Genomic DNA, 2,240 nt, shown 5'->3' on the forward strand with positions numbered 1-2,240 from the left:
TGCCTACAGATCCATCGATATTCGACGCTTGTAGCCGACTCTTCAACCCTGGTCACGGCTTTGCCTGCCAAGTATCTGTTCTGCATGAACGACGAGGGGCGGATTCCACGGAAACTGAACTACCTAGATTGAGGCGGCACAGCGGCTGGGCATCCGCGCCGCGACGATCAATTCCACCAACCAAGCGGACTGGCCGCAGGTCCAACAGCAGATCCTGGCGGACCAGATCGACGCCATCCTGATCTCGCCGGAGCGGTTGTCCAACGAGTCCTTCGTGGATGAGGTGCTTCTGCCGATCGCGGACAGGGTCGGCCTGCTGGTCGTGGACGAGGCGCACTGCATCTCCGACTGGGGACACGATTTCAGGCCGGACTATCGTCGCCTGGTCAACGTGCTTCGGCAACTGCCTCCGAACATGCCTCTGCTCGGGACCACGGCGACCGCGAACAATCGTGTGATCGACGACGTGCAGTCGCAGCTCGGGGATATACAGATCCAGCGGGGGACCCTGGTGCGCGATAGCCTCGTGCTGCAAACCCTGCGCCTGCGCGATCAGGCATCGCGCCTTGCGTGGCTCGCGCAGCAGGTTACCGAGCTGCCGGGCACCGGCATTGTGTATGTGCTAACGGTGCGGGACGCCCAGCAGGTTGCGGACTGGCTCCGATCTCGGGGGATCGAGGCACGGGCCTATTACGGCAGTGTCGAGCAATCGGACTTTCCAGACAGCAACAGCTATCGGCAACACCTTGAGGACTTGCTGCTCCGCAATGAGATCAAGGTGCTGGTCGCAACGACGGCGCTGGGTATGGGCTACGACAAGCCGGATGTCGGCTTTGTCATCCACTACCAGGCACCGAGTTCGGTCGTCGCTTACTACCAGCAGGTAGGCCGCGCCGGTCGTGCGATCGACAGGGCTTACGGCGTGCTGCTGGCGGGCAAGGAAGACGAGGACATCCATGAGTTTTTTCGGCGCAGCGCGTTCCCGGACGGGCGGGATGTCAACGCGATACTCGACGTACTGGCGGCCAGTGATGGCCTGTCGCTTCCGGAGATACAGGCTGAACTGAATCTTCGGCATGGCCAAATCGAGAAGGTATTGAAGGTGTTGAGCGTCGAGTCGCCAGCGCCGGTGATCAAGGAAAGGAGTCGGTGGTATCGCACGGCTGTCCACTACACGATGGACCATGAGCGTATTCGTCGTCTTACCGAGCAACGGGAAGGTGAGTGGCAGGAGATTCTCGCTTATGTAGACAGCCGAACCTGTCTGATGGCGTTCCTGAGACACGCGCTGGACGACCCCGGAGCAACCGAGTGCGGCAAGTGTGCCGTGTGTCGGGGCGAACCGGTCGTGGGAACCGCCGTGGACGGTGGACTGGCCATAGAAGCAGCTCGCTTTCTTCGCCATGCCGAGATCGTATTCAAGCCGAAGAAGCAAGTGGCGGCTGGGGCATTCCAGGAGTACGGATTCCGAGGGAACTTTCCAAAGAACTCGCAGGCGGAGGAGGGCCGCATCCTGTCGCGCTGGGGGGATGCCGCCTGGGGTGGTCTTGTGGCCGATGACAAGCACGCTGGACATTTCCGGGACGCGCTGGTGGATGCGATGGCCGAAATGATCCGAGATCGCTGGCGGCCCTATCCGGGTCCGCAATGGGTTACCTGTGTTCCGTCGAACAATCATCCAAACCTGGTTCCGGATTTCGCCCGCCGACTAGCGGATCGCCTGGGATTTCCCTTCGTAGACGCGATTCGGAAGGTGCGTGACAACGAGCCGCAAAAGATGCAGCAGAATCGGTTCCATCAATGCCGCAATCTTGATGGCGTGTTCGATGTGGCGCAAGAGATGCCTTCGAGCCCGGTGCTGCTGGTTGACGATGTGATTGATTCCGGTTGGACGGTGACGGTGCTGGCCGCGTTGTTGCGGCGGGCGGGCAGCGGGCCGGTTTTTCCTGTCGCGCTGGCCTCCACCACGAGTGGTGATTGAATGACGGTTTCCGAGACTACACAGGCTGTTCTGCTCTTGACGGGCCATTTCAAAAAGACCGATTCAGGCGCAGCAAAGCCGCTCGCTCCGAAGGAGTACGGGCGGTTCGCGGAGTGGCTCCACCAACGGTCGTCCTGATTAGCAAGGTGTTTCAGCCAACCGAATCTGGTGCAGCGGACACGGCTCGCAGCGTGCCGCGGCGACCAGCAGGCGAGCAGGCAGGGCGTGCAGATCGAAGCGGCGATTGAAGCGATAGGCG

Annotated in this window: 1 protein-coding gene and 1 pseudogene; one reads left to right on the forward strand and one right to left on the reverse strand. The window is 61.1% G+C overall.

What is annotated here, in order from left to right; genetic code table 11:
- Positions 1-166: 166 nt before the first annotated feature.
- Positions 167-1,981, forward strand: a complete 1,815-nt coding sequence (locus CKO31_RS25565; protein WP_322789214.1) for a helicase-related protein — start codon at positions 167-169, stop codon at positions 1,979-1,981.
- A gap of 138 nt (positions 1,982-2,119) precedes the next feature.
- Here the strand turns inward: CKO31_RS25565 and CKO31_RS27075 are convergent.
- Positions 2,120-2,240: pseudogene (locus CKO31_RS27075) on the reverse strand (IS1595 family transposase); the annotation flags it as partial.

It is taken from the genome of Thiohalocapsa halophila, assembly GCF_016583825.1.
GTDB classification, from domain to species: domain Bacteria; phylum Pseudomonadota; class Gammaproteobacteria; order Chromatiales; family Chromatiaceae; genus Thiohalocapsa; species Thiohalocapsa halophila.